21 protein-coding genes are annotated in these 22,455 nt (G+C 65.5%); 4 read left to right on the top strand and 17 right to left on the bottom strand.

All coding sequences use genetic code 11. The annotated features are described in order from the left end of the window. The 3 genes from gltB to hemE all read left to right on the top strand — a co-directional run. Positions 1-2,140: glutamate synthase large subunit (gene gltB, locus F753_RS40765; RefSeq protein ID WP_023446027.1), on the top strand; the 2,140-nt coding region annotated here is incomplete at its 5' end. Between the two features lie 107 nt (positions 2,141-2,247). Further along, the gene (locus F753_RS40760; RefSeq protein WP_023446026.1) at positions 2,248-3,666 is read left to right on the top strand and encodes an FAD-dependent oxidoreductase; all 1,419 of its coding nucleotides are present in this window, start codon (positions 2,248-2,250) and stop codon (positions 3,664-3,666) included. 139 nt (positions 3,667-3,805) lie between these two features. Further along, positions 3,806-4,870, top strand: a complete 1,065-nt coding sequence (gene hemE / locus F753_RS40755) for a uroporphyrinogen decarboxylase (protein WP_023446025.1) — start codon at positions 3,806-3,808, stop codon at positions 4,868-4,870. A 57-nt stretch (positions 4,871-4,927) separates the two neighbouring features. Here hemE and F753_RS40750 read toward each other — a convergent pair whose 3' ends face one another. After that, on the bottom strand, positions 4,928-6,154 hold the full coding sequence (locus F753_RS40750) for an MFS transporter (RefSeq protein WP_051375888.1): 1,227 nt from the start codon (positions 6,152-6,154) through the stop codon (positions 4,928-4,930). A gap of 228 nt (positions 6,155-6,382) precedes the next feature. Between F753_RS40750 and F753_RS40745 the strand changes: the two genes are divergently transcribed. Continuing rightward, positions 6,383-7,282: a LysR family transcriptional regulator gene (locus tag F753_RS40745; RefSeq protein ID WP_023446023.1), complete on the top strand. Its 900-nt coding sequence runs from the start codon at positions 6,383-6,385 to the stop codon at positions 7,280-7,282. A gap of 21 nt (positions 7,283-7,303) precedes the next feature. Here F753_RS40745 and F753_RS40740 read toward each other — a convergent pair whose 3' ends face one another. From F753_RS40740 to F753_RS40665, 16 genes are all read right to left on the bottom strand, one after another. Further along, positions 7,304-7,594, bottom strand: a complete 291-nt coding sequence (locus F753_RS40740; RefSeq protein WP_023446022.1) for a hypothetical protein — start codon at positions 7,592-7,594, stop codon at positions 7,304-7,306. A 120-nt stretch (positions 7,595-7,714) separates the two neighbouring features. Beyond that, entirely contained in the window at positions 7,715-8,155 is a 441-nt protein-coding gene (locus F753_RS40735) for an excinuclease ATPase subunit (protein ID WP_023446021.1), read from the bottom strand. Between the two features lie 30 nt (positions 8,156-8,185). Beyond that, the gene (locus tag F753_RS40730; RefSeq protein WP_023446020.1) at positions 8,186-9,418 is read right to left on the bottom strand and encodes a beta-ketoacyl-ACP synthase; all 1,233 of its coding nucleotides are present in this window, start codon (positions 9,416-9,418) and stop codon (positions 8,186-8,188) included. Further along, complete coding sequence (gene fabG / locus F753_RS40725) at positions 9,418-10,146, bottom strand: 3-oxoacyl-ACP reductase FabG (protein WP_023446019.1); 729 nt, start codon at positions 10,144-10,146, stop codon at positions 9,418-9,420. Before fabG ends, F753_RS40730 begins: the two co-directional genes overlap by 1 nt. Continuing rightward, positions 10,143-10,595, bottom strand: coding sequence for a hotdog family protein (locus F753_RS40720; protein WP_023446018.1), 453 nt, complete (start codon positions 10,593-10,595; stop codon positions 10,143-10,145). Before F753_RS40720 ends, fabG begins: the two co-directional genes overlap by 4 nt. Continuing rightward, positions 10,592-11,788, bottom strand: coding sequence for a beta-ketoacyl-[acyl-carrier-protein] synthase family protein (locus F753_RS40715; RefSeq protein WP_023446017.1), 1,197 nt, complete (start codon positions 11,786-11,788; stop codon positions 10,592-10,594). Before F753_RS40715 ends, F753_RS40720 begins: the two co-directional genes overlap by 4 nt. Next, a complete protein-coding gene (locus tag F753_RS40710) occupies positions 11,785-12,294 on the bottom strand; it encodes a DUF3261 domain-containing protein (protein ID WP_031298031.1) in 510 nt (169 codons plus the stop codon). The genes F753_RS40715 and F753_RS40710 overlap by 4 nt, the downstream gene beginning before the upstream one ends. A 10-nt stretch (positions 12,295-12,304) precedes the next feature. Next, complete coding sequence (locus tag F753_RS40705; protein ID WP_023446015.1) at positions 12,305-13,555, bottom strand: NAD(P)/FAD-dependent oxidoreductase; 1,251 nt, start codon at positions 13,553-13,555, stop codon at positions 12,305-12,307. Next, positions 13,542-15,890: an MMPL family transporter gene (locus F753_RS40700; RefSeq protein ID WP_023446014.1), complete on the bottom strand. Its 2,349-nt coding sequence runs from the start codon at positions 15,888-15,890 to the stop codon at positions 13,542-13,544. The genes F753_RS40705 and F753_RS40700 overlap by 14 nt, the downstream gene beginning before the upstream one ends. Next, positions 15,880-16,491, bottom strand: a complete 612-nt coding sequence (locus tag F753_RS40695) for an outer membrane lipoprotein carrier protein LolA (protein WP_023446013.1) — start codon at positions 16,489-16,491, stop codon at positions 15,880-15,882. The genes F753_RS40700 and F753_RS40695 overlap by 11 nt, the downstream gene beginning before the upstream one ends. Next, positions 16,488-16,913, bottom strand: coding sequence for an acyl-CoA thioesterase (locus F753_RS40690; RefSeq protein ID WP_023446012.1), 426 nt, complete (start codon positions 16,911-16,913; stop codon positions 16,488-16,490). Before F753_RS40690 ends, F753_RS40695 begins: the two co-directional genes overlap by 4 nt. Further along, entirely contained in the window at positions 16,906-18,438 is a 1,533-nt protein-coding gene (locus tag F753_RS40685) for an HAL/PAL/TAL family ammonia-lyase (RefSeq protein ID WP_023446011.1), read from the bottom strand. The genes F753_RS40690 and F753_RS40685 overlap by 8 nt, the downstream gene beginning before the upstream one ends. Further along, entirely contained in the window at positions 18,431-19,375 is a 945-nt protein-coding gene (locus F753_RS40680) for a lysophospholipid acyltransferase family protein (RefSeq protein WP_023446010.1), read from the bottom strand. Before F753_RS40680 ends, F753_RS40685 begins: the two co-directional genes overlap by 8 nt. Further along, positions 19,372-20,184, bottom strand: coding sequence for a glycosyltransferase family 2 protein (locus F753_RS40675; RefSeq protein ID WP_023446009.1), 813 nt, complete (start codon positions 20,182-20,184; stop codon positions 19,372-19,374). The genes F753_RS40680 and F753_RS40675 overlap by 4 nt, the downstream gene beginning before the upstream one ends. Next, entirely contained in the window at positions 20,181-21,857 is a 1,677-nt protein-coding gene (locus F753_RS40670; RefSeq protein WP_023446008.1) for an ApeI family dehydratase, read from the bottom strand. The genes F753_RS40675 and F753_RS40670 overlap by 4 nt, the downstream gene beginning before the upstream one ends. Next, positions 21,854-22,429, bottom strand: a complete 576-nt coding sequence (locus F753_RS40665; RefSeq protein ID WP_023446007.1) for a COG4648 family protein — start codon at positions 22,427-22,429, stop codon at positions 21,854-21,856. The genes F753_RS40670 and F753_RS40665 overlap by 4 nt, the downstream gene beginning before the upstream one ends. Positions 22,430-22,455 lie beyond the last annotated feature (26 nt).

Here is a 22,455-nt window from a genome sequence, read left to right as displayed (position 1 = left end):
ACCCGGGACCAGCCAAAAGCCGATCCAGCAGGGTGGCCTGCTGAAGTTCGTCTACGGTGGCGAATACCACGCGTACAACCCGGATGTAGTCAGCGCGCTGCAGGTCGCGGTGCAGAGCGGCGATTACAGCCGCTTCAAGGAATACACCGCGTTGGTCGACCAGCGTCCGGTGGCCATGCTCCGCGACTTGCTCAAGGTCAAGGTGGCTGAGCAGCCGCTGGCGCTGGAAGAGGTCGAGCCGCTTGAGGCGATTCTCAAGCGGTTTGATTCCGCTGGTATTTCGCTGGGCGCCCTGTCGCCGGAAGCCCACGAAGCCATCGCCGCGGCGATGAACCGCATCGGCGCGCGCTCGAACTCAGGTGAGGGCGGTGAAGACCCGGCCCGCTACGGCACCGAGCGCAGCTCGAAGATCAAGCAGGTAGCGACCGGCCGCTTCGGTGTCACGCCGGAATACCTGGTCAACGCCGAAGTGCTGCAGATCAAGGTCGCCCAGGGCGCCAAGCCCGGTGAAGGCGGCCAGTTGCCTGGTGGCAAGGTCAACGGCCTGATCGCGCGGCTGCGCTATGCAGTACCGGGCGTCACACTGATCTCTCCGCCGCCGCACCACGACATCTACTCCATCGAGGATCTGGCCCAGCTGATCTTCGACCTCAAGCAGGTCAACCCGCAGGCGCTGGTTTCGGTCAAACTGGTGGCCGAGCCGGGCGTGGGTACCATCGCCGCCGGTGTGGCCAAGGCCTATGCCGACCTCATCACCATCTCCGGCTACGACGGTGGCACCGGCGCTTCGCCGCTGACCTCCATTCGCTATGCCGGCTCGCCGTGGGAGCTCGGCCTGGCCGAAACCCACCAGACCCTGCGCGGCAACGACCTGCGCGGCAAGGTCCGGGTGCAGACCGATGGCGGCCTGAAGACTGGCCTCGACGTGATCAAGGCCGCGATCCTCGGCGCCGAAAGCTTTGGCTTCGGTACTGCGCCGATGATCGCGCTGGGCTGCAAGTACCTGCGCATCTGCCACCTGAACAACTGCGCCACCGGCGTTGCCACGCAGAATGAGCAGCTGCGCAAGGATCACTTCATCGGCACCGTCGACATGGTGGTCAACTTCTTCCAGTTCGTCGCCGAAGAAACCCGCGAGTGGCTGGCCAAGCTGGGCGTGCGTAGCCTGGGCGAACTGATCGGGCGTACCGATCTGCTCGAAGTGCTGCCGGGTGAAACGGCCAAGCAGAACAACCTGGATCTGTCGCCCCTGCTCGGCAGCAGCAACATCGCCGCCGACAAGCCGCAATTCTGCTTGGTCGAGAAGAACCCGCCGTTCGACCAGGGCCTGCTGGCCGAAGAAATGGTCAAGCTCGCCAAAGGCGCCATCGATGCCAAGAGCGGTGGTGAGTTCGAACTGGAAATCTGTAACTGCGACCGCTCCATTGGTGCCCGTGTCTCCGGCGAGATCGCTCGCCAGCATGGCAACCAGGGCATGGCCGGTGCGCCGATCACCTTCCGCTTCAAAGGCACTGCCGGCCAGAGCTTCGGCGTCTGGAACGCCGGTGGCCTCAATCTCTATCTGGAAGGCGATGCCAACGATTACGTCGGCAAGGGAATGACCGGCGGCAAGCTGGTGGTCACGCCGCCGCAGGGCGCCAGCTATCGGTCCCAGGATTCGGCGATCATCGGCAACACCTGTCTGTACGGCGCTACTGGCGGCAAGCTGTTCGCTGCAGGTACCGCGGGTGAGCGTTTCGCGGTACGCAACTCTGGCGCCCACGCAGTTGTCGAGGGTACTGGCGACCATTGCTGCGAGTACATGACCGGTGGCTTCGTCTGCGTGCTTGGCAAGACCGGACACAACTTTGGCTCGGGCATGACCGGTGGTTTCGCCTATGTGCTGGACATGGACAACAGTTTCGTGGACCGGGTGAACAACGAGCTGGTCAACCTGCAGCGCATCACCGGCGAGGCGATGGAAGCCTATCGCAGCCATCTGCAGGACGTGCTGCGCGAATACGTTGCTGAAACCGCGAGTGAGTGGGGGGCTGAGCTGCTGGATAATCTCGACGACTACCTGCGTCGGTTCTGGCTGGTCAAGCCCAAGGCGGCCAACCTGGCTTCGCTGCTGTCGAGCACCCGGGCCAACCCGCAATAACAATAAGCCGCTTCAGGCAGCGGCCCCAGCCAACGCGGGGCCGTTGCTCACCCTGATTGTCTTGCAGCCGTATGTATTGCCTACGGTTGCTGTTGAGAGGTTTTGAAATGACTGAACGTCTGAATAACGACTTCCAGTTCATCGAGGTCGGGCGCAAGGATCCGAAGAAGAAGCTGCTGCGCCAGCGCAAGAAGGAGTTCGTCGAGATCTACGAACCCTTCAAGCCGCAGCAGGCCTGCGAACAGGCTCACCGCTGCCTGGGTTGCGGCAACCCCTATTGCGAGTGGAAGTGCCCGGTCCACAACTATATTCCCAACTGGCTCAAGCTGGTCTCAGAGGGCAACATCCTCGCGGCCGCCGAACTGGCGCACCAGACCAACACCCTCCCAGAAGTCTGCGGTCGCGTCTGCCCGCAGGATCGTCTCTGCGAGGGCGCCTGTACCCTGAACGACGGCTTCGGCGCTGTAACCATCGGCTCGGTGGAGAAGTACATCGCCGATACTGCCTTCGCCATGGGCTGGCGGCCCGACATGTCCAAGGTCAAGCCGACCGGCAAGAAAGTCGCGATCATCGGTGCCGGCCCGGCAGGGCTGGGCTGTGCCGATATTCTCGTGCGCAACGGCGTGACCCCGGTGGTGTTCGACAAGAACCCCGAGATCGGCGGTCTGCTGACCTTCGGCATTCCCGAGTTCAAGCTGGAGAAGACCGTACTCAGCCGTCGTCGCGAAATCTTCGGCGGTATGGGCATCGAGTTCCGTCTTAACACCGAGGTAGGCAAGGACATCACCATCGACCGGCTGCTGGCCGATTACGATGCCGTGTTCATGGGTATGGGCACCTACACCTACATGAAGGGCGGCTTCCCTGGTGAAGACCTGCCGGGCGTGTACGACGCGCTGGATTTCCTCATCGCCAACGTCAACCGCAACCTCGGCTTCGAGAAGTCTGCCGAAGACTTCATCGACATGAAGGGTAAGAAGGTCGTGGTGCTGGGCGGCGGTGATACCGCGATGGACTGCAACCGCACCTCCATTCGCCAGGGTGCGAAGAGCGTGACCTGCGCCTACCGTCGTGATGCGGCGAACATGCCGGGCTCGCGCCGCGAAGTGAAGAACGCCAAGGAAGAGGGCGTGAAGTTCCTCTTCAACCGCCAACCCATCGCGATCGTCGGCGAAGGTAAGGTTGAGGGTGTAAAGGTGGTCGAGACACGTCTCGGCGCACCAGACGCCCGCGGTCGCCGCAGCCCGGAGCCGATTCCGGGTTCCGAGCAGGTGCTGCCGGCCGATGCCGTGGTCATCGCCTTTGGTTTCCGTCCGAGCCCGGCACCGTGGTTCGAAGCCCAGGGCATCCAGATCGACAACCAGGGCCGCGTCGTGGCACCCGAGGTGGGTCAGTTCAAGCACCAGACCAGCAACCCGAAGATCTTCGCCGGCGGCGACATGGTCCGCGGCTCCGATCTGGTGGTGACGGCGATCTTCGAAGGTCGTCAGGCTGCCGAAGGCATCATGGATTATCTCGGCGTCTGATCGGGCGTTGCCGGGCATCGAAGGGCGCCCGGAGTGGCCTGATTTGAATCAAGCCCATAGCTAAATGGCACGGCGCTCGCCGTGCCTTTTTTTTTCTGCTTTGCGACAATGCACGGCACTTTTACGCTGGAACCCTGCCATGACCGTCTTGAAGAACGACCGCTTCCTTCGTGCCCTGCTCAAGCAGCCTGTCGACGTCACCCCGGTGTGGATGATGCGCCAGGCCGGCCGCTATCTGCCCGAGTACCGGGCCAGCCGCGCCAAGGCCGGTGACTTCATGAGCCTGTGCATGAATCCCGAACTCGCTTGCGAGGTGACGCTGCAGCCGCTGGATCGCTATCCGCTGGATGCCGCGATCCTGTTCTCCGACATCCTCACCGTGCCGGACGCCATGGGTTTGGGTCTGTACTTCGAGACCGGCGAGGGACCGCGCTTCAAGAAGGTGGTGAGCACCGTTGCGGACATCGAGGCGCTGCCGATTCCCGATCCGGAGAAGGACCTGGGCTATGTAATGGACGCAGTGCGTACCATTCGCCGTGAACTCAATGGCCGCGTGCCGCTGATCGGGTTCTCCGGCAGCCCCTGGACCCTGGCGACCTACATGGTCGAGGGCGGCTCGTCGAAGGATTTCCGCAAGTCCAAGGCGATGCTCTACGAGAACCCGCAGGCGATGCACGCCCTGCTGGACAAGCTGGCGCAGTCGGTCACCAGCTACCTCAATGGCCAGATCCTCGCCGGTGCCCAGGCGGTGCAGATCTTCGATTCCTGGGGTGGCAGCCTGTCGGCCGCGGCCTATCAGGAGTTCTCCCTGGCCTACATGCGCAAGATCGTCGATGGCCTGATTCGCGAACATGACGGCCGCCGCGTGCCGGTCATCATGTTCACCAAGGGCGGCGGCCTCTGGCTGGAATCGATGGCCGACTCGGGCGTCGAGGCGCTGGGGCTGGACTGGACCTGCGATATCGGCGAGGCACGCCGCCGCGTCGGCGGCAAGGTCGCGCTGCAGGGCAACATGGACCCGAGCGTGCTCTATGCCAAGCCCGATGCCATCCGCGCGGAGGTGGCGCGCATTCTGGCCAGCTTCGGCCATGGCGAAGGCCACGTGTTCAACCTGGGCCACGGCATCACGCCGGAAGTCGATCCCGCTCATGCCGGCGCCTTCATCGAGTCGGTCCACGAGCTGTCGGCGCAGTACCACGGCTGATTTGCCAGCGGCTCCAGGAAAACGCCCCGCATTTGCGGGGCGTTTTGCTTTACCGGCTCAGTGAGCCGCTTGCGGCTCCGGCAGTGGGCGCAGGCGCGCCAAGTGCAGGGCCACGGCGAGGGCGATCAGCAACAGCGAGGCGATGAACAGACCTACGCCGTCCCAGCCGGCAGCGTGCCAGAAGACGCCGCCCAGCGTGCCGGCGATGCTCGAGCCCAGGTAGTAGCTGAACAGATAGAGCGACGACGCCTGGCCGCGAGCCTGTTGCGCGCGGCGGCCGATCCAGCTGCTGGCCACCGAATGGGCGCCAAAGAAACCGAAGGTGAACAGCAGCATGCCCAGCAGTACCAGCGGCAGTCGGTCGAACAGGGTCAGGGCCACGCCTGCCAACATGAGGGCGATTACCAGCCAGAACACTCGGCGCCGGCCGAAGCGATCAGCGAGCGCGCCCACCTGTGCCGAACTGTAGATGCCCGACAGATAGAGCACCGCCAGCAGGCCGATCATGGTCTGGCTGAGGTGGAACGGCTCGGCAATCAGCCGATAGCCGATGTAGTTGTACAGCGTGACGAAGCTGCCCATCAGCAGGAACCCCTGCAGGAACAGCCACGGCAGGCCGGCATCGCGAAAATGCAGCGTGTAGCCCTGCAGCAAGCCGCGTAGGCGCAACGGGCGTGGGTGGAAGTGCCGCGACTCCGGCAGGAAGCGCCAGAGCAACAGCGCCGCCAGTAGCGCCAGACCGCCCATCACTCCGAGCACGCTGTGCCACGACAGGTAGTCCACCAGCACGCCGCTCAGCAAGCGTCCGCTCATGCCGCCGATGGCATTGCCGCCGATATACAGCCCCATCGCCAGGCCGAGGTGTTGCGGGTGAATCTCTTCGCTCAAGTAGGTCATGGCCACCGCAGCCACCCCGCTGAGCGCCAAGCCCACCAGCGCGCGCATCAGTAGTACGCCTTCCCAGCTAGGTGCGAGTGCACTGCCGACGGTGAACACGGCGGCAGCGAGCAGGGAGACGACCAGCACCTGCTTGCGGCCGATGGCATCGGAGATCGGTCCGGTGATCAGCAATCCGACGGCCAGTGTCAGGGTCGAGAGCGAAAGGATCAGGCTGCTCTGCGCTGCGTTGATGCCGAACGCCTGCGACAGCATGGGCATCATCGGCTGCACGCAGTACAGCAGGGCGAAGGTGGCGAAGCCGCCAGCGAACAGGGCCAGGGCAGTGCGCGCGAAGCGCTGCGTGCCTTTCTCGGTATGGCTGATGGGCGCGCCAGGCGCAGGTATCTCTGCTGACGCGCCACTGGCGCCGTGCGTACTGCTCACGATGGAGACCTCTGTCCGATTCGCTTTTTCCGGCCAAAAGCAGCCCGTTACGCCTGTGATCCCTTTTCGATCAAGGGGCGCGACTGCTGTTGTTCGGGTTTATGGGCGAAATGATAGGAAGCTTTGTTTAAGCTATCCAATATATTATTCGACCTTATTGATATGTTTTACGAATCGTTTGGAGCGCACGTGGAACTGAGACATCTACGCTATTTCGTGGCAGTGGCCGAAGAGCTGCACTTCGGTCGAGCAGCCGAACTGGTGCGCATCTCTCAGCCGCCGCTTAGCCAGCAGATCCAGGCCCTTGAACAGGAACTGGGCGTGCGCCTGTTCGATCGCACCAACCGCCGGGTGTCGCTGACCGACGCGGGGCGGCTGTTTCTCGACGAGACCCGGCGCACGCTGGCTCAGGTGGACAAGTCGGTCGATGTGGTGCGGCGTGCCGAGCAGGGTGAGATCGGCGAGTTGCAGGTTGGCTTCACCTCGTCAGCGCCCTTTACGTCGATTCTGCCGCGGGCGATTCTGGCCTTCCGCCAGGCCTTCCCAGCGGTGCACCTCGCGCTGCAGGAGATGACCAGCAAGCAGGTGATCGACGCGGTGCAGGACGAGACGCTGCAGGTCGGCATGATCCGTCCCTTTGTCTTGCCGCCGGGCCTGCAGACCGTCGAGCTGTTCAGCGAGCCACTGGTAGCGCTGATGCATACGGGGCATTCGCTTGCCGAAGCAGGGGAGGAGGGCCTGGCTCTGGCGGAGCTGGCCGACGAGCCCTTCGTGTTCTTTCCGCGCAGCTACGGCACCGGGCTCTACGATCAGTTGCTCAATCTGGCGCGACAGGCGGGATTCAGCCCGCGCATCGCGCAGGAAGCGAACGAGGCTCTGACAATTATCGGACTGGTCGCGGCGGGATTGGGCGTGTCGGTGCTGCCGGCATCCTTTCGCCGTATCCGTATCGACGGAGTGCGCTTCCGCACTCTGTCGGATCAGGACGCCACCACAGCCGTGTGGCTGGTCAAGCGCCGCCAGGAGCAGTCGCCGCTAGCACAGGCCTTCATGGATCTGGTGACGCGCGAGGCATTGCGGCAGCGCTGACGCCGCACCCGCAATGGTGGTTCAGGGCTGCTTGTAATGAGCGGGTGTTTCGCCCTTGTCCTGTTTCGGAACACGGGTCACGCGGATATCGGTGATGCCCATGACTTCGGCCTGCTCCAGCAGCCGCGCCTCGTCGGCGTCGGCCTTCGGCATCACCAGGCTGTTCTCGGCATCGGCATTGTGCAATTGGATGAGATGGCGCGCGGCTTCACCCTGGGACAGGCTGTCGACATCCGCGTCGTAGGTCTCGGCGCGTGGGTCGTTCTGGTAGATGTAGTTGATTTCGAAGGTGTGCGAAGACTTGCCGAACATGAGGCGCTCCAGTCGAGTTCACTGATGCTCAGTGGACTCGACGGCACCGCCAATCGTTCCGACGGGCATCGATGGAGGCATGTAGAGCCGATGCTTAGCCCGCGCATCGGCCCGGGATGATCAACGGACGTTGGCGAGATCAGCCTTGATCGCGACGCCAGCCATGATGGCGCCAGCATGGCATTCGTATTTCTCGCTGTCCTTGTACTCGACGTGCTTGTAGTTGCTGGCGATGTTCACCACGGCATTGGCGCCGGCAGCCTTGGCGGCCTGCTGCATGGCGATCAGCGCCGATTGCAGCGCCCAGCTGCAGGCGCCTTCGTCCGTCTTGTTGAAGGCGTTGGTCTTCTTGCTGGTGGTAACACCGCTACGCACGACCTTGGCATTCTTCGGCGTCTTGCCGGCCAGGTAGAACTTGACGCTGCCATCCAGGCGGCCGGCCTGGGTGGCCTCGGCGACAACGGCGTCGAACGGCAGGTAGTGGGTGGTATCACGGGCCTGGCTGATGCCTGGCAGTACCAGAAGCGTCAGCGCTGTGCCTATCCATGCGGTTGCTCTCATCGGCTTTTTCCTTGCGGTTGTGGGTGAAAATCAGGCCCAGCGGCGGAAGATCAGCGAGGTATTGATCCCGCCAAAGGCGAAATTGTTGTTCATTACATATTCGTGCTGCATGACGCGCGGCGCACCCTGCAGATAGTCGAGCTCGCCGCAGCGCGGGTCGACCGAATCCAGATTGAGCGTATGGATGTAACGATCGCGGTTCATCATCTCGATGCTGAACCAGGACTCCAGCGCCCCGCACGCGCCCAGTGTGTGGCCGAGATAAGACTTCTGCGAGCTGATCGGCATGCTGCTGCCGAACAGTGCCTGGGTCGCCTGGGTTTCGGCGATGTCGCCCTGCTCGGTGGCGGTGCCATGGCCGTTCACGTAACCGATGGCCGCCGGTGCGAGCCCGGCATCTTCCAGAGCCAGCTCCATGGCCCGGCGCATGGTCAGTTGCTCGGGCTTGGTGGCGTGCTGGCCGTCGGCGTTGCTGCCGAAACCGACCAGTTCGGCGTGAATCGTCGCGCCGCGGGCCAGCGCATGTTCCAGTTCCTCGAGCACCAGCATGCCGGCGCCTTCGCCGATCACCAGGCCGTCCCGGTCGCTGTCGTAGGGGCGTGGCGAGGTATGCGGTGCGTCATTCTTCAGGCTGGTGGCGTAGAGGGCGTCGAAGACCATGGCCTCGGTGGCGCACAGCTCCTCGGCACCGCCGGCGAGCATCAGCGGCAGCCGACCGAACTTGATCGCCTCGTAGGCGTAGCCGATGCCCTGGCTGCCGCTGGTGCAGGCGCTGGAGGTCGGGATCACCCGACCGGTGAGGCCGAAGAAGATGCTGATATTGGCCGCCGTGGTGTGCGGCATCATGCGGATGTAGGAATTGGCATTGAGCCCGTCTGCCACCGAATTCAGCAGCATGTTGCCGAACGCCTTGATCTCCTCGGTGCTGCCGGTGGAGGAACCGCAGGCGACGCCCATGCGGCCGTCGCGGATCAAGGCGTCGTCCAGCAGGCCAGCATCGGCCAGCGCACACTCGGCGGCCAGCACCGACAGCCTTGATACGCGCCCCATGCTGCGCAGTTGCTTGCGCGTCCAGTGCGCCGGTACGACGAAGTCGTCCACGGGACCGGCCAGCCGGGTGTTCAGCTCGGTGAAGCGATCCCACTCATGCATGCGGCGGATGCCGCTACGGTTAGCGCTGAATTTGGCTTCGATGCTTGCCCAGTCACTGCCCAGCGAGGTGATGCCGGCCATGCCGGTGACGACTACACGTCTGCCGCCCATCAGCACAGCCCTCCGTTGACGGCGATGACCTGCCGGGTGATATACGCCGCCTCGGCGGACATGAGGAAATTCACCGCACCGGCGACCTCTTCCGGGGTGCCCATGCGCTGCGCCGGAACCATCTTCAGCATTTCTTCGATGGGCAGTTCGGCATCGAGCATATCGGTATCGATCAGCCCGGGTGCAACGCAGTTGACGGTGATCCTGCGCTTGCCCAGCTCCACCGCCAAGGCCTTGGCCGCACCGATGACGCCGGCCTTCGAAGCGCTGTAGTTGACCTGGCCGCGGTTGCCGATCAGGCCGGAAACCGAGGTGATGCAGACGATGCGCCCCGGCTGGCGGCGGCGAATCATCGGCATGCTCAGCGGCTGCAGCACGTTGTAGAAACCGTCCAGGTTGGTGCGCAGTACCTGGTCCCAGTCATCGTCGGTCAGCGCCGGGAAGGCGCCGTCGCGGGTCAGGCCGGCGTTGCAGACCACCCCGTAGTAGGCGCCGTGCGCTTCGACGTCGGCTTCCAGCTCACGCCGGCAAGCGGCGCGGTCGGCGATGTCGAATTGGAGGATGCGCGCGCTGCGACCCATCGCCTGGATCTCGGCCTGGACCGCTTCGGCCTGGTCGCGACGCGAGCGGCAGTGCAGCACGATGTCGTGGCCAGCCTGGGCCAGACGCAGCGCGATGGCGCGACCGATGCCGCGACTGGAGCCGGTGACGAGGACGGTTTCACTCATGGGGCAGACTCTTGTAGGTAACTCGCCACTTCGGGCGGGCGGAACACGTTCAGGCGGGCCTCGGCATGGATGCCGGGCCCGTCGAGATGACATTCGAAGACGCCCATGCCGTTATCGTCCTGCAGAGAGCGATGGGCACGGACGCGGAGGTCGGCGCCAGCCGGAAACGCTTCGACATTGCACTGGTAGCTACGGGTACCGAGCAGAAAGCCCAGCTCCACCGGTTGGCCGGCCTGGCGTGCGTGGCAGCCGGCGAACGCGGCGACGCTCTGCGCCATGATCTCCACGCCGACCCAGGCCGGCAGGCTGCCGTCGGCGGCGCTGAGCAGGCCGTCGGCACGCACCTGCAGCACGGTTTCCACACTGTCGTCGTCGAAACGCTCGACGCCGTCGAGCAGAATCATGTCGCCGGCATGCGGCAGCAGCTCGGCGATGGGCCAGTCGATCACCGAGCATCCCCCAGAATCAGGCTGATGTTGTTGCCACCGAAGGCGAAGGAATTACTCATCATTCGTCGCGGCCTTGTTGGATTCATTCGGGTACCCGCTGCTACCAGAAGCAATGCCGGCAACGCCGGATCGGGCTCGCCATCCCAGCGGTGCGGTGGCAGCTGCTGATCGGGATTCAGGGGTGATAGCGACAACCAGCAGAACGCCGCCTCCAGCGCGCCGGCCGCGCCGAGGGTGTGGCCGGTCAGCGGCTTGCTCGATGAGCAGGGCACCCCATGGGGGAACAGCGCGGCGACGGCGACGCTCTCCATTGCGTCGTTGTGGGGCGTGGCAGTGCCGTGCAGGTTGAGGTAGGCGATCTGCTTGGGTGTGCAGTTGGCGCGGGCCAGCGCCTGGCGCATCGCGCTCAGGGCGCCGCGGCCGTCGGGATCGGGCGCTGAGATGTGATGGGCGTCGGAACTCGCACCGCCGCCGAGCAGGGCGATGTTGGTTTCGCCGTCGGTATCGCGGGTCATCAGGAACAGCACTGCTGCCTCACCGATGTTGATGCCGTTGCGGTTGCGCGAGAACGGGTTGCACAACGTCTCGCTGGTGGCTTCCAGCGCGGAAAAGCCCTGCAGGGTGAGATCGCTCAGGCTGTCGACGCCGCCGCAGAGCACCGCGTCGCATAACCCGGCATCGAGCAGGCGCTTGGCGCTGAGCAGCGCACGGGCGCTGGAGGTGCAGGCCGTGGAGATCGAGTAGCAGGGGCCGGCCAGTTGCAGCCATTCACCGAGAAAGCTTGCCGGTGCCGCCAGCTCTTGATGCGCGTAGTGGTAGCCGGGCGGAAAGGCGCCGTCGTGCAGCAGGCCGGCAATACCTTGCGCAGCTTCCTGGATGCCCGTGGTGCTGGTGCCCAGCACGATGCCAATACGATTCTGGCCGTAACGGCTGATGGCCGTTCGGATATCGCTTTCAATCTGCAGCGCGGCAGCCAGCAACAGCTGATTGTTGCGCGTGGCATGACGCGGATCGTCGCAGGGCAAAGCTGGTAGTGCGCAGCGGGCCGCTCCCACTGGTAACCGACGGCCGGCCACCGGCTGCGGGTGAACCTGCATGCCCGATGTATCGCCGGCAAACAGCCGTCCGGCGACCTCGGCCTTGCCGCTGCCGAGCGCACAGATCACGCCGAGGGCGTTGAGGTAGGCGGTCATCGGTGCTGGCTTCCGGTCATGTCGGGCAAGGGGGCGACACCATAGGTCAGACCCGGCGCCACGTCGAGTTCGAAGCTCAGTGCCGATCGATAGCGCACCTGCCAACGCACGTCGCCAGCCTGGCGCAGCCTTCGCTCAGCGGGATCATGCTGTTCGGCCGCGCTGCCATACAAGGCGGCAAGTTGATCGTGCTCGGTCAAGGCGAACAGCAGTGCGGCGAACAGTTCGCGCGCCTCTGGATTGGGTCGTAGCAGCCCATCGGCGTGCCAGTCGCCGTCGCGCAGTTGTTGCCGCGCGAGCGGAATGCCCAGCGGATCGAGCAGCGTCCAGCGCAGTGCGGCGTCTTCGCGCTGGACCACCAGCAACCAGTCCGCCGGCTCGCTCCCCTGGCGCTGCACATGCAGCTGCAGCGGCACGACCAGCGCTGGCGTGGTTGCCGGCAGCGGCGCGCGCGCCGCGCAGCCCGCCAGCAGCACGAAGCACAGGCCGAACAGCAGCCGTATCATTTCAGTCTGCTCACGCACCGGCATCCGCCGAGCAGAGTTCGGCCAGTACGCGCAGACGGCGTTTGGGTTCGGCGACATAGGGGTTATTTTCGTCCCAGGCATAGCCGGCGAGGATCGAGCTGATCATCCGGCGGATCTCCGGCTGGGCATGTTCGTAGTAGATCACGTCCTGGAAGCTGCAATCGTACCAACCCTCCACATAGGTCCGGAAGGTATCGACCCCGCGCTTGAGCGGAGTGGCGAACTCGGTCTCCCAGTCCACCGTTTCTCCGCTCAACTGGCGGTGCAATACGGCGGCGGCCATGTGCGCCGAGCGCATGGCGATGGTTACGCCGGAAGAGAACACGGGGTCGAGGAACTCGGCAGCATTGCCGAGCAGGGCGAAGCCCTGACCATGCAGGCTCTTGACGTTGGCCGAGTAGCCGCCGATCAGACGCGCCGGGGTATCCCATTCGGCATTCTTGAGTATGCGTTTGAGGTTTGGCGCCTCCTGGACGAACTCGCGCAGGCAGGCATCCAGATTCACCGGTCGGCCTTCGTAGCGCTCGGCACTGGCGACCACGCCCAGCGAGCAGCGGCCGTTGCTGAACGGGATGGTCCAGTACCAGACGTCACGCAGCTCGGGATGGGTGGTGATGAGAATTTTCTCGCGGTCGAAGCGTGGATCGTCGATGCGGTCCTCGATATGGGTGAAGATCGCCCGGCGCACCGGGAAGCCCGATGGCGCCTCCAGGTCAAGCAGCTGCGGCAGCACGCGGCCGTAGCCACTGGCATCGAGCACGAAGGCGGCGTCGACGCGGTACTCGCTGCCGTCGGCTCGACGGATCTGCAACCACGGCCGTTCGCCGCCGAAGTCCACTGCGGTGACTTCTTCCTCGTAGCGAATCTCCACACCCTGCAGCTCGGCCTGGTCGGCCAGCAGCTTGTCGAAGTCGGCGCGCTGGACCTGGTAGGTGCTGCCGTGGCCGGCGGTGAATTTGTCGCGGAAGTCGAAATCCGTATAGCGCTCGCCCCAGCCGAAGGCCGCGCCGTGCTTGGTCTGGAAGCCCGCGGTGCGCACCGCCTCGAGCATGCCGGCTTCCTCGATGAAGTCCAGGCAGTGGGAAAGCAGGCTTTCGCCGATGGAGAAGCGCGGAAAGCGCTGGCGCTCGATGATCAATACATCGTGACCCTTGCGCTTGAGCAGCGCGCCGGCGATGGCGCCGGAAGGCCCGGCGCCAATGATCACGACTTCACGGTGTTGCAACTCAAGCGGCGCCATAGGGCCTCCCTGCATGTGGTGGTGGATCTTGCTCGATGGTGGCCCAGGGGGCCAGGAAGAAACTGAACGCCAGCCCGAGGCTGACCGTGAGGCCGAAGTTGCTCACCGCCGGCGTGCTGGAAATCGCCAGCAGGCCGAACGATAGCCAGGTGGTGGTGGCCGCGAGCAGCGTGCCGACCAGGCTGACTGCAACACCGCCGACCCGCTCGCGCATGAGGATCGCGTAATCGACGCCGATCGCCGTGACCAGCAGCAGGCCGAACAGCCCGAACAGGGTCAGCGGCTGACCCAGCCAGCCGAGGCTGGCCAGGCTTGCCAGCGCCGCCAGCAACGGCACCGCGATGCAGCGCAAGGCGCCTGTGGCGCCGAACGGCAGGCAGAGCAGGGCGAAGATCAGCAGGCTGGCCAGCACCTTGAGTTCGGCGGCCTGCAGTTTGGTTGCGGCGAACAGCTGGTTGAGCCTGGCGGGTTGATCGACCAGCGTCGTGCCGGGCACATCTCTGGCGATGGCTACCAGCGCTGTGCTGTCGCGCAATCCCTGCAGGCTGATCAGCCCGGCTACGCCATCGCTCGTTTTGCCAAGCCAGAGCGCTCGCCAGGCTTCGCCCAGCGGGCCGGCCAGTGCCGCCTCGATGGTCAGCGGCGGTTGCGCCTGCAGGTACTCGATCTCGGCCCGCAGGGTGTCGACGTCGACGCCAAGCGCCGTCAGCGGCTGGCTGGCGGCGAGCAATTGCGCCAGGGCTGCGCGCAACCGTGCCTGCTCCGGTCCCGGCGCGAGCAACTGGCTCAAGGCGAGGTAGCCAACCAGCCGCTGCTCGGTCTGCAGAGCGTCCAGGCGGTGGCTCAGCTGCGCCTGACGCTCGAGCAGGGTGTCGGCATTTTCCGCACGCACGAGGAAATACTGACTGGTGGGCTGGAAACCGGTGATCGCAGCGATGCGCTCAGCCTGTTGCTGCAATTCGGGTGCGCTGCTGACCCACTGGCGCAGATCGTCCTTGAACGACAGCTGCAGCACGCCGCCGAGACAAAACAGTCCCAGGCCGGCCAGCAGCCAGGGTGTGGCGATGCGCGCCAGTAACGCCTGCCTCAGCTGCAGCCAGCGTTGCGCCCAGCCCAGCGGGCGCGGCCAAGGAGTCAAATGGCCGCTGAACAGCACGGGCAGCAGGCAGGTGGTGCAGAGGAAGGCGCCGAGCAATCCGGCCGCAGAGAACACCGCTACCTGGGTCAGTGCCGGGAAGGGTGTGAAGGCCAGCGCCAGATAGCCGATTAGGTTGGTTAACAGGGCCAGCGCGAGTCCCGGCAGGATCAGGCCAAGTGCGCGCCGGCCGTGCCAAGGCTGCAGCGTCCAGCTCTTGGACAGGAAGTGCAGCGGGAAATCCAGGCTGACGCCGATCAGGCTGGCGCCGAGCACCAGCGTCAGTACGTGCATCTGGCCGAACAGCGCGACGCAGGCGGCGGCCCCCGCCAGCGCGCCGACCAGCACCGGCAAGGCGGCGAGCAGGATGCGCGGCGTGCGGAACAGCCAGAGCAACAGCAGCAGGGTGGTACCCAGCGACAGGCTGCCGATCAGGCTCGCCTCGGCACGGGCCGTGTGTTGGCCATGGGCAGCATGCAGCACGCCGCCGGCACTCAGCAGCTCGCCCCCCGCCGCTTCAATGTCGTCACGAGCTCGTTCGACGAGGGTTGCCACCTGCTGCGGCGAGCCCTCATCGAAGGCATCGCCTTGCGCACGCGCATGTACGACCAGCCAGCGCTGACCAGCATGTTCGGCGACCAGGCTGCCGTCGCTCTCGGCGCGAACGTTGCCCAGCTGCGGCAACCGTTGCAGGGCCAGGCCGGCGATGCCGAGCCAGTCCTGTTCGAGCGGCAGCGGGCTGGCGGCGAACGGGTCGTAGAGGCGCTCGAGGCGCTGTTGGATGAACGACTCCGGATGGTCGACAAGCTGTTGGCGATCGGCAGTCGCGAGCAGACCGAGGGACTGCTCGCGCAGCTGGCGCGCGACGGCCGACAGATCGTCCTGCAGCGTGTCGCGCACCTGGGCGAAGAGGCCGCTGCTGCGTAGTTCGGTGGCTAGGCGCGTGGCCAAGTGCCGGGCCTGTCGCTCGTCGGTGTGGTGGACGAGCAGCATCAGATCGCGCCTGAGCGGTTCCTGCATGCGTTCGGTCGCCCGCTGTTCGAGCGCGTCATGGCTGTCGCTGGGCAGCAGTTGCAGCAGGTTGGCGCTCAATGGCGGGCCGTCGCGCCATTGCCAGGCGCTTAGCGCCAGCAGGCCGAGCAGCGCCAGGCAGAAGAGCGCGACCGGCCAGCGCCGGGGTTGCAGTTGCTCAGTCGACAAGATCGCGTTGCTCGTGGGCCGTGAGGCTGTCGTCGATCTGGCTATCGAGGAGACGGATCAGCGTGCGATCGCCCTGGGCTTCGTTAAGCTCGATCCGAGTCACCGTCTCGCCGCCTTGGATATCGATGTCAGCGAATATCTGCTTGAGCAGCGCGCCGCGTGGCGTCAGCAGCAGACGCCACGCATCGGGGTCGCCTTTCAGCTGCAGGTCGAAGTCGCGCTGCAGCGCCTGGGTGTCGCCGCTCAGTACGGCGAGGAACAGCTGGTTCTGCCGGGCCGAACTGCCCTGCGGGTCGACGGCTTGCCAGCCCTGCTCGCTGCGCCGCGCGATGCCCTGGGCGGTGATGCGATAGTCCTGGCGGATCGGCTGCTGCAACAGCCAGAGCAGGCCGTGGTCGCGGGCGAGCACGAACTGCCCCCGGCTGGTCAGGGGCTGCGGCAGGGCACGAAGATGCTTTTCCTGAATGAAGTCGCCACGCACCACGGCCGGCCCGCTCAGCTGTTCGGCAAGCTGTGGCAGGTCGAAAGTCTGCGCCGTGGCCATGTTGGCCACCATCAACAGGGCGATGGCGGTCAGCCATTTCTTGAAGGTCGGTGTCATGTCAGGGCGCGCTCCACCGCTTCGACGAACACCCGGGGCGAGGCCAGCAGCATCTCGCCGCTGGCGATCTCCACAGCGACCTGCACGGTGCTGCCGCGGGTCATGCGTTCGCCGGTTTCGGCATCGCGGATCAGGTAGTTGATCTTCAGGCGGTTCTCCCACTCCACCAGATCGGCGCGCACCACGATGCGCTGGTTGAAGCGGGCGCCGCGCATGTAGCGCAACTGAACGTCGATGATTGGCCAGGCATAGCCGGCGTCGCGCATCTGCTGGTAGTTGTGGCCGATGCGTTCGAGCAGCGCGCAGCGGGCGACCTCGAAGTACTTGACGTAGTGGCCATGCCAGACCACGTCCATGGAGTCGACATCGAAGAACGGCACGAGCATCTCGACCTCGGCCTGCAGTACGCCATCCTTACGCATAAAGGCTCCAGTGCCGGTTGCGGATCTGTGCGAGACACAGGCGCAGTTCGGCTTCCAGCGCGCGGTCTTCGATCAGCGGCGGGAAGGACTCCGCCAGTTCGCCGTGCATGGCTGCCAGTGGTGCGGGCAGCGGGCGCGCGCCTTCCTGGCGCTGGCGTAGCCAGACGCCCTGCTGGGCAGCGAGCAGCGTGGCGGCGGCAACCTGCTCGCTCAACTCCAGGCTGCGCAGGGCATCGCGGGCGGCGATGGTGCCCATGCTCACCTTGTCCTGGTTGTGGCATTCGGTGGAGCGCGAGAAGACGCTGGCCGGCATGCTGTTCTTCAGCGCTTCGGCAGTCCAGGCGCTGGCGCCGATCTGCACCGCCTTGAAGCCGTGGTTGATCATCGCCGTGGCGGCCGGCGCGCCGGAAAGGTTGCTCGGCAAGCCGTGGTTGTAGCGCGTGTCGACCAGCAGGGCGAGCTGGCGGTCGAGCAGGTCGGCGACGTTGGCCACCAGGTTCTTGAGGCTGTCCATGGCGAAGGCGATATGCCCGCCGTAGAAATGTCCGCCGTGCAGTACGCGCTCGTTGTCGGCATCGATGATCGGGTTGTCGTTGGCGCTGTTCAGTTCGGTTTCGATGAACTGGCGCAGCAGGCCCAGGCTGTCGGCCAGCACGCCGAGCACATGGGGCGCGCAGCGGATGGAGTAGCGGTCCTGCAATCGATGCAGCGGCGCAGCGGGCGCGTCGATGGCCAGGTCCTGGCGAATCCAGGCGGCGACCTGGGCCTGGCCGGGGTGCGGCTTGGCGGCGAACAGGCGCTCGTCGAAGTGCTCCGGGTTACCTTGCAGTGCCACGACGTTGAGCGCGGTGATACGGGTCGCCAGCTGCAGCAGGTAATCGGCACGGGCATAGGCCAGGCAGGCGAGGCCGGTCATCACCGCGGTGCCGTTCATCAGTGCCAGCGCCTCCTTGGGGCGCAGGGTTAAGGGCGTCCAGCCGAGCTGACGGTGCACTTCGGCGGCGCTGCGGCGCTCGCCGCGATACAGCACCTCGCGCTCGCCGGCGAGGGTGGCGGCGACGTAGGACAGCGGGGTCAGGTCGCCGCTGGCGCCGACCGAACCTTCCTCAGGAATCAGCGGCAGCACGTCGTGTTCGAGAAACGCCTGCATGCGCTCGAGCAACTCGACACGCACGCCGGACATGCCGTGGGTCAGCGAGCGCAGGCGCGCGGCGAGCACGGCGCGGGTGGCCTCGGCGTCCAGCAGCTTGCCGAGGCCACAGCCGTGAAAGGTGAACAGGTGCTGCGGCAGCGCCTCGACCTGATGCAGCGGCACCGCCACCACGCAGGAGTCGCCATAGCCGGTGGTAACGCCGTAGATCACGCCTTCGCGGTCCAGCAGGGTGTCGAGAAACTGTGCGCCACGGGCGATGCGGCTGCGAAAGGCCTCGTCCGCCTGCAGTCGTGCCGGCGCGCGGCGCTGCGCCACGGCTAGCACGTCTTCGATGCGCAGAAGGTTTTCACCAAAGATCACGGGCTCAGTCACGACGCGGGTCCTGTGTGTTCCAGAAGGGATAGAAGTTGAACCATTGCAGGGGTGCCTCCAGGCAGCGCGCGGCGAGGCGATCGGCGTAGCGCTGCACCGCCTGCGCGATCACCGCGTCGCGGTCGGCGCGACGCCAGCGGATGCGTTCGGCGAAGGGCTCGAGATGCACATGGAAGCGCCCGTCCTGCTTGAGACAGAACAGCAGGTTCACCTGGCATTCCAGCAGGCCGGCGAGCAGCCAGGGCCCTTGGGGAAAGGCCGCCGGCTGACCGAGGAAGTCCGCCATGGCGGTGCGCCCGCCATGCAGCGGCACCCGATCGCCGGCGATGGCCAGCCATTCGCCGCGCTCCAGGCGCTGGGACAGCTGCAGCATGGTCGCCGGGTCCAGCTCGCTGACCTGGATCAGGCGCAGGTTGTCGGCGCCGGACTGGTCCAGCAGGCGATTGAACTGCTCGGCGTGACGGGTGTGCACCAGCACGTTCATCCGTACTTCGCCGCCCATTTCCGCCAGTGCCCGACAGATCTCCAGGTTGCCCAGGTGCGAGCCGACCAGCAGTTGACCGCGCGGCCCGGCGAGGCTGGCGTGCAGGTTGGCCTGATCGTGGATCACCAGGCGTTCCCGCCCGACTCGCCCGCTCCAGACATCGAGCTTGTCCAGCAGCGCTTCGGCGAAACTCATGAACTGGCGATAGACCGAGCGGGTGCTTGGCTGCAGTTCAGCGCGACCGCTCCAGCGCGTCAGGTTGCCCTGATACTGGCGCGCGCTGTCACGGGCGCTGCGGCCGAAGAGGTAGAAATACAGCACGATCAGATACAGTAGCGGCGCCATGGTGCGCCGGCCGAGCACCCGTACCGCCCAGGCGGTCAGGCGCATCAGGGCGAAACTGCCGCGTTCGCGCTGCGCGGCCCAGTGCGAGGGCATCGGGGCTTCGCTCATCGCTGCAGGCGCCGGGCAAGCAGTCTCGGCGCGCGCAGCAGCATGCCGAAGAACAGCCGGGCATGCATGGCCGAGATCAGCGCATTGTCCAGCCAGAGGCGGAAGTGCGAGACGCCGTCGGCCGGATAATGCACCCGCGTCGGCAGCCAGACCATCGGCTGCTGCTGCCAGTGCAGACGCACCAGGATCTCGGTGTCGAAATCCATGCGCTGGCCCAGGTGCACGCGGTCGATCAACGCCAACGTCGGCTCCAGCGGATAGACGCGAAAGCCGCACATCGAGTCGCGGATCGACAGCGACAGGGTGTTGATCCATACCCAGACGTGTGTGAGGTAACGAGCATACAGACGGCCCTTGGGCACGCTGGCGTCATAGTGCGGATAGCCGCAGATCAGCGCGTCCGGTGCCTGGCTGGCGCGATCGAGAAACAGCCCGACGCCGGAGAGATCGTGCTGGCCGTCGGCGTCGACCTGCAGCGCATGGCTGAAGCCCAGGCGCCCTGCTTCGCGCAGGCCGCTGATCACCGCGCCACCCTTGCCCTGGTTGCACTGATGACGGAGCAGGAAGACCTCAGCTTGCTCTGCCAGCTCGTCGATGACCGCCGCAGCGGCAGGGGAGGAACCATCGTCCACCAGCACGCAGGGCAGGTCCGCGGCACGCAGCGCAGCGACCACTGCGGGCAGGCTGCGCTCGTGGTTGTACACCGGGATCACCGCGCAGGGCTTGAACCAGTCGTCTTCCGGCTGCAAATGCGTTCGAACCACCGCGGTTGCAGCCGCTACGGGTGGCAGCTCGTTCAAAGTGGTCATGGCTGCGCTCCCAGCAGAATGCGCCCGGACGAGCAGGGCTTGTCGTCGTTGTGATAGGTGAAGTACAGCTTGCCGCGCTCATGATCGAATCGCAGGCTCAGTTGCAGCCGGTCGCCGGGCCGGGCGAGCTGCTGGAATTTCAGCACTTCCAAGCCACCGAAACGTGGCGGCAAGTCGTCGATCAGTTCGCGCGCGAGGTCCATCGCCCACTCGATCTGGACGACGCCAGGCAGCACCGGCGTGCGCGGGAAATGGCCGCTGAAGTGCGCCAGATCGAGCGGCACGCGCAGCTCGATCTGCCAGTGATCGTCTTTCCACTGCAGCGCCAGGCGCTCCGGTTGACGGGTGCGAGGTGCTTGCAGCCATGCATCCAGTTCGGCCTGTGGCAACTTGCCCTGAGGATTGACCGGTAGCTCGCGCACCAGCCGCCAGCGGCGCGGCAGGGCGAGTGCCTCGCAGTGGGTGCTCAGCTGTTTGCGCAATGCCTGGGTGACGCTGCGGCGCCCCTGATTGCGTAGCGCGAACACCCCCGCATCGCTCAAGGCGACGAGCGCGCCGAGATAGGCCCGGTTGTCCTGAATCACCCCCAGGCACGCTTCGCGGACGAACGGATGCTCGGCCAGCGCACGTTCCAGCATCGGCAGCGAGATGCGTTTTTCTTCCAGCTTGACGATGCGGTCCAGCCGGCCGCGCAGGGCGAAACGACCATCGGCGTGCAGCTCGGCGCCATCGGCGGTCTGCTCCACATGGCCGCGCCCAAGCCACGGCGACGCCACGCGCAGCGCGCCTTGGTCATCCTGGGCAAGCTCGACGCCCGGTAGCGGCTGCCAGAGTTCGCCACTCTGGCGCCAGGCGATGCCGCCGGTTTCCGAGCTGCCATATATCTCCGTGGGCCACTGGCCAAGGCGCTGATGCAGAAATTCACCAGCTTCTGTTGGCAGCGGGCCGCCGGAGGAAAATACCCGGCACACCTGACGCAATGCCGGCCAGTCGAGGTTGTCGCCCATGCGCTTGAGCAGTGCGGGGCTGGCGACCCAGCAGAACGATCGCTGCTCACGGCTGGCCCGTTGCATGTCTTCGGCGAACGGCAGGGCGCGTCGCAGAAAAGGGCGGCCAGCACAGAGTGGCCAGAGCACCCGAAACAGCAGCCCGTAGATGTGCTGCGTGGCGACGCTGCCAATCACCGCGGAATCGCCGAGATCGGCGCCCCACAGGGCCTCCAGTGCTTCGACTTCACTGGCCAGCTGATGCAGGCGCTTGTCGATCAGCTTGGGCTCGCCGCTGGAGCCCGACGTGCAGAGTGTCAGGCCGAGCAGTTCGGGATCGAGCGCGGCGGCAGCAAGAGGTGCCGCCTGCAGGTCGGCAAGGGCGGTGTCGCCCGCCTGATCGGTCAGCCAGAGGTCCGCCAACGGGCTCAGCCGTGCCCTACTGGCCGGTTGCAGGTCGGCAGGCAGCAGCACGCGGACCCCGGCGCGCCAGGCGCCAAGCATAGCGGTAGCCAGTTGTCCGGCGTCTTCCAGGTGCACAGCGATGGTTCGCACGCCGCGCTGCTGCAGGCCGCCGGCCAGTTGCAGCGCTTTCTGCTGCAGCTGATCGAGCGCAAGCGTGGGGGTGTCGGTTACCGGGCGCGGCGCGCTTCGAACCAGAAGTTCGCACAGCCCAATCCAGTTCACGGGCGCCCCCTCACACGCTGACGCACAAGCCACTCGCCGGAGAACAGCAGGCCCATCAACAGATAGGCGATCAGCCCGTTGTATAGCGTCCACCAGGCCAGCGGCGCCCACAGCGTCAGCGCTGTAGCAATCGAGCCGTTGAAGATGAAGAAGCCTACCCAGACCCTGGTCACCTGCCGCGTATAGCGCACACCTGAAGGCGACAAATCCGGGTCCTGCAGGCGCGCCAGGCGCTCGATGACCGGCATCCCGCTGAACAGGCTGCCGGCGAACAGCACCAGCATGGCCGCGTTGATCAGCACCGGATACCAGCGCAGCAGGGCGGCGTTATCGAGCAGCCCGAGTAGCAGACAGAACAGCAGCGCGGTGCCGGCCGTCCAGCGGCTTGCAGCACCGTCTTTACTCAGCAGGCGGGTCAGCCAGAGCGCTCCTAGGAGCGCCGCGAAGATCCGCGGCGAGAGGTGCTCGATACCGAAATAGACGGCGAAGGGATATGCCAGCCCGATGAGGAGCAGCACGAAACCCGCCATCCGCGTCACGCCGGCCGGGATCTTGGAAAGAGATGTCAGCATCAGAAAAGTCCGGAAATGCCCTGGGT

The organism is Stutzerimonas chloritidismutans AW-1 (genome assembly GCF_000495915.1).
In the GTDB taxonomy this organism is placed as follows: Bacteria; Pseudomonadota; Gammaproteobacteria; order Pseudomonadales; family Pseudomonadaceae; genus Stutzerimonas; species Stutzerimonas chloritidismutans.
The sequence above is the reverse complement of the archived record's forward strand: the minus strand, read 5'-3'. Positions and strand labels throughout refer to the sequence as shown.

What these genes read in the sequence shown, in the direction of transcription:
- F753_RS40715 (WP_023446017.1), bottom strand. Translation starts at nt 11,788, where the DNA reads ATGACCGCCTACCTCAACGCCCTCGGCGTGATCTGTGCGCTCGGCAGC.
- F753_RS40710 (WP_031298031.1), bottom strand. Translation starts at nt 12,294, where the DNA reads ATGATACGGCTGCTGTTCGGCCTGTGCTTCGTGCTGCTGGCGGGCTGC.
- hemE (WP_023446025.1), top strand. Translation starts at nt 3,806, where the DNA reads ATGACCGTCTTGAAGAACGACCGCTTCCTTCGTGCCCTGCTCAAGCAG.
- F753_RS40730 (WP_023446020.1), bottom strand. Translation starts at nt 9,418, where the DNA reads ATGGGCGGCAGACGTGTAGTCGTCACCGGCATGGCCGGCATCACCTCG.
- F753_RS40690 (WP_023446012.1), bottom strand. Translation starts at nt 16,913, where the DNA reads ATGCGTAAGGATGGCGTACTGCAGGCCGAGGTCGAGATGCTCGTGCCG.
- F753_RS40735 (WP_023446021.1), bottom strand. Translation starts at nt 8,155, where the DNA reads ATGAGAGCAACCGCATGGATAGGCACAGCGCTGACGCTTCTGGTACTG.
- F753_RS40740 (WP_023446022.1), bottom strand. Translation starts at nt 7,594, where the DNA reads ATGTTCGGCAAGTCTTCGCACACCTTCGAAATCAACTACATCTACCAG.
- F753_RS40695 (WP_023446013.1), bottom strand. Translation starts at nt 16,491, where the DNA reads ATGACACCGACCTTCAAGAAATGGCTGACCGCCATCGCCCTGTTGATG.
- F753_RS40680 (WP_023446010.1), bottom strand. Translation starts at nt 19,375, where the DNA reads ATGAGCGAAGCCCCGATGCCCTCGCACTGGGCCGCGCAGCGCGAACGC.
- F753_RS40665 (WP_023446007.1), bottom strand. Translation starts at nt 22,429, where the DNA reads ATGCTGACATCTCTTTCCAAGATCCCGGCCGGCGTGACGCGGATGGCG.
- F753_RS40760 (WP_023446026.1), top strand. Translation starts at nt 2,248, where the DNA reads ATGACTGAACGTCTGAATAACGACTTCCAGTTCATCGAGGTCGGGCGC.
- F753_RS40705 (WP_023446015.1), bottom strand. Translation starts at nt 13,555, where the DNA reads ATGGCGCCGCTTGAGTTGCAACACCGTGAAGTCGTGATCATTGGCGCC.
- fabG (WP_023446019.1), bottom strand. Translation starts at nt 10,146, where the DNA reads ATGAGTGAAACCGTCCTCGTCACCGGCTCCAGTCGCGGCATCGGTCGC.
- F753_RS40675 (WP_023446009.1), bottom strand. Translation starts at nt 20,184, where the DNA reads ATGACCACTTTGAACGAGCTGCCACCCGTAGCGGCTGCAACCGCGGTG.